A 3311-nucleotide genomic window follows, 5' to 3' on the forward strand; every position below is an offset into this window, starting at 1 on the left:
CTCCTCCCCTACTCCCATGCCCTCCGACGTGCAGGTGACCCCTGTGCGCGGCGCGGCGGACCGGACGGCGTTCATCCGGCTGCCGTACTCGCTCTACCGGGATGATCCGAACTGGGTCCCCCCGCTGGAGATGGAGCGCCGCGACTTCCTGGACCCGAAGAAGAACCCCTTCTTCGACTACGCGGAGGTGGAGCTGTTCCTCGCCCGCCGCGGGCAGGACGTGGTGGGCCGGGTGGCGGCCATCAAGAACCCGCGCCACATGGAGTTCCACGGCACCAAGGAGGGCTTCTTCGGCCTCTTCGAGTGCGTGAACGACGCGGGCGTGGCCCGGGGCCTGTTGGACGCGGCCGGCGCGTGGCTGAAGGCGCGCGGCATCGACACCGTGCTGGGGCCGGCCAACTTCTCCTCCAACCAGGACTGGGGCCTGCTCGTGGAGGGCTACGAGAGCCCTCCCGCGCTGATGATGCCCTACAACCCGGCGTACTACGCGGGCCTGCTGGAGACGTGCGGCTTCACCAAGGCGAAGGACCTGTTCGCCTACGAGCTGTCCTCGTCCACGCCGCCGCCGGAGAAGGTGGCGCGCATCGCGGAGAAGATCCGCCAGCGCGAGGGCGTCACCGTGCGCGCGGTGAACCTGAAGGACTTCCCCGCCGAGGTCGCCCGCATCAAGCAGATCTACAACGCGGCCTGGGAGAAGAACTGGGGCTTCATCCCCTTCACGGACCGCGAGTTCGAGCACATGGCCAAGGAGATGAAGGCCATCGTGCGTCCGGAGCTGGTGCTCATCGCGGAGGTGAAGGGTGAGCCCGTCGCCTTCTCCATGACGCTGCCGGATGCGAACCCCGCGTTCCAGGCGGCCAACGGGCGGCTGACGACGTTCGGCCTGCCCATTGGCCTGGTGAAGCTGGTGCTGGCGTCGCGCAAGCTCAAGCGGCTGCGCCTGCTCACGCTGGGCATCAAGGAGGGCTACCGGCGCCGAGGCCTGGACGCCATCCTCTACCTGGACACCCTGCGCACCGCGAAGGAGCTGGGGTACACGGGCGGCGAGATTTCGTGGACGCTGGAGGACAACCACCTGGTCAACCGCGCCATCGAATCCATGGGCGGCCAGCGCTCCAAGACGTACCGCGTCTACCAGCGGCCCGCTTGACGAAGCCCTGAAACACGTCCGCCCGGGCGCTGGTGGCACCCGGGCGGAAGGGACACTGCACCGGCTCCCCTACTTCACTTCGCCTGGGGCGCGGCGCCCGTGCCACCGGCGGCGGACTCGTTCACGGAGGCCGCGCTGGTGTTGGCGTTCTCCTTCTCCAGCTGGGCGCGCTTGGACTTGAGCGTCGTCAGCAGGCCGTCGAAGCCCTTGGTGGAGAGGATCTTCTTGAACTGGCCGCTGTAGGTGTCCACCAGGGACACGTCGTCGGTGACGACGTCGTAGATGCGCCAGTCCGCCTTGGCCGACGCCTTGTAGAGCTTGTAGTTCACCGGGACCTGGTCCTTCTTCACGGTGAGCTCGGTGTCGACCGTGGCCTCGGTCCCCTGCACGCTCTCCTTGCCGTACTTCACGTCCGCCTTCGCCTGGCCGATGGCCTTCTGGGCGTACGAGGCGCGCAGCAGGCCCGTCATGGTGTCGGTGAACTCCTTCTGCTGGGCGGGGGTGAGGCCCTTCCAGGCCTTCTCACCCAGGGCGCGCTTGGCGAGCTCCTGGAAGTCCACGAAGGACTCCACGACGGTGGCCAGGGACTGCACGGTGGCGCCAGGGGCGTTGGCCGCCTTCTGCACGGCGGCGTTGCCGTTCTTCACCACGTTGAGCGGGCTCACGGGAGCGGCGGCGAGCAGCGTGGCGGCAAGCAGGGAAGCAATCATAGGGATGAAGCTCCGGGTTGAAGGTCAGGTGTGACGACACCTGTTCGGACTGGCAGCCTGAAAGGGTTATTCATCCGTCGTGGGGACGGCACCGGTGACGCGGGCAAGTGACGCCAGGCCGACGCGCACGTCGTGCCAGCTCTTGCCGCGCTCGGCGGACGCCTGGGCCAGCGCGGTGAAGGCGTCCACCAGCTCCCGCGTGTCGCCCGTGCCCAGATCGAACGCGGCGTAGGCGGCGGTGGCCCAGCGCTTCGCGTTCTTCTCCGCCTCCGTGAAGGACTTCGCGCGCGCGTAGGCCGCGGCCAGCTGCCCCTGCGCCTGCGTCACCTCCAGCCGGATGCCGGCCTTCAGCGTCAGCTCCTGCGCGTGCATCTTGTCCAGCTCCGCGCGGGCCTGCTCCAGCTGCGCGTCCTTGATGGGGATGTCGAAGGTGCCCCGGATGACCAGGCCCAGGCCCGCGGTGCGGTCGTTGAAGGGGTCGTAGGCGAAGGGGCTGCGCTGGCGCGTGGCGCTGCTCGTCCAGCGGACGTCGTAGTAGCCCGCGAGTCCCAGGTCCGGGTAGTAGCTGCGCTCGCGGATGATGACCTCCTGCTCGCGCGCGATGATGCCCGCGGCGATGGCCTTGAGCTCCGGACGGCGCTCGTTGGCCTCCTTCAGCGCGGTCTCCAGGTCGGGCACCTTCACCTCCTCCTGGAGCGGCAGGTCCTCCTCCACCACGTCCACCTGCTCCTCCGGCGTCGCGCCCGCGAGCAGCCGGATGGCGGTGAGCGCGAACTGCTCGCCCTGGAGGGCGGTGGCGCGCTGGGACTCCACCAGCTGGCGGAAGTACCCCAGCTTGTACGTGTCCAGCTTCGTCACCTGATCCGAGTCCTCCTTGAGGAGCGCGTCGATCTTGTCGCCCGCGTCCTTGAGGCGCTTGGACACGTCCTCCAGCTGCTTCAGGCCCGCGCGGGCCAGCTGGTAGCCGTAGTACGCCTGCGCGGCCTGGAAGCCGGCCTCCGCGCGCGCACGCTCGCGCAGCGCCGCGCCCACCTTGGGGCCCTGCTCGCCGGCCTTCTCCAGCGCGGAGAGCTTGCCGAACGTGTACAGCGGCAGCACCGCGTTGCCGGTGGAGAACACCGTCACGCCCACCTTGCCGAAGTTCCAGTCGCCCTCCAGCGACGCCTCCGTGGTGGGGGGGCCGCCCAGGCCGTTGTTGCGCGCCTCGGGGACGGGGCCGCCCGCGCCCACGGTGATCTCGAACCGGGGGAACCACGCCCAGCGGGCCTGATCATGCAGCGCCTGGAACTTGCGCAGCTCCGCGCTGGCCTCCGCCACGCGCGCGTCCTGCGTGCGCGCCCGCGCCACCAGCTGGGCCAGGGTGATGGGCCCCTTCGGAATCCTCGTGGCCTGGCCGGTGCCCGGAGCCTGGGCCTCCTCCGGGGCGCCCCGGGGCGTGCCCGGGGTGAGGT

At 69.7% G+C, this 3311-nt stretch carries 3 protein-coding genes; 1 reads left to right on the plus strand and 2 read right to left on the minus strand.

The window, feature by feature from the left end; translation table 11 throughout:
- Positions 1-16 precede the first annotated feature (16 nt).
- Entirely contained in the window at positions 17-1150 is a 1134-nt protein-coding gene (locus D7X55_RS37650; RefSeq protein ID WP_121725550.1) for an N-acetyltransferase, read from the plus strand.
- Between the two features lie 74 nt (positions 1151-1224).
- On the opposite strand, the gene D7X55_RS37655 is transcribed toward D7X55_RS37650, so the two are convergent.
- Together D7X55_RS37655 and D7X55_RS37660 are read right to left on the minus strand one after the other, a co-directional pair.
- Positions 1225-1860 carry a phospholipid-binding protein MlaC gene (locus D7X55_RS37655; RefSeq protein WP_120552599.1) on the minus strand — a complete coding sequence of 212 codons (636 nt, stop codon included), beginning with the start codon at positions 1858-1860 and terminating at the stop codon, positions 1225-1227.
- A 66-nt stretch (positions 1861-1926) separates the two neighbouring features.
- The coding region (locus D7X55_RS37660) for a TolC family protein (RefSeq protein WP_233610310.1) at positions 1927-3311 on the minus strand (1385 nt) is incomplete at its 5' end.

The organism is Corallococcus sp. AB049A (assembly GCF_003668885.1).
Classification (GTDB): domain Bacteria; phylum Myxococcota; class Myxococcia; order Myxococcales; family Myxococcaceae; genus Corallococcus; species Corallococcus interemptor.

Coding starts and splice junctions, on each gene's coding strand:
- D7X55_RS37650 (WP_121725550.1), top strand. CDS start 17: ATGCCCTCCGACGTGCAGGTGACCCCTGTGCGCGGCGCGGCGGACCGG.
- D7X55_RS37655 (WP_120552599.1), bottom strand. CDS start 1,860: ATGATTGCTTCCCTGCTTGCCGCCACGCTGCTCGCCGCCGCTCCCGTG.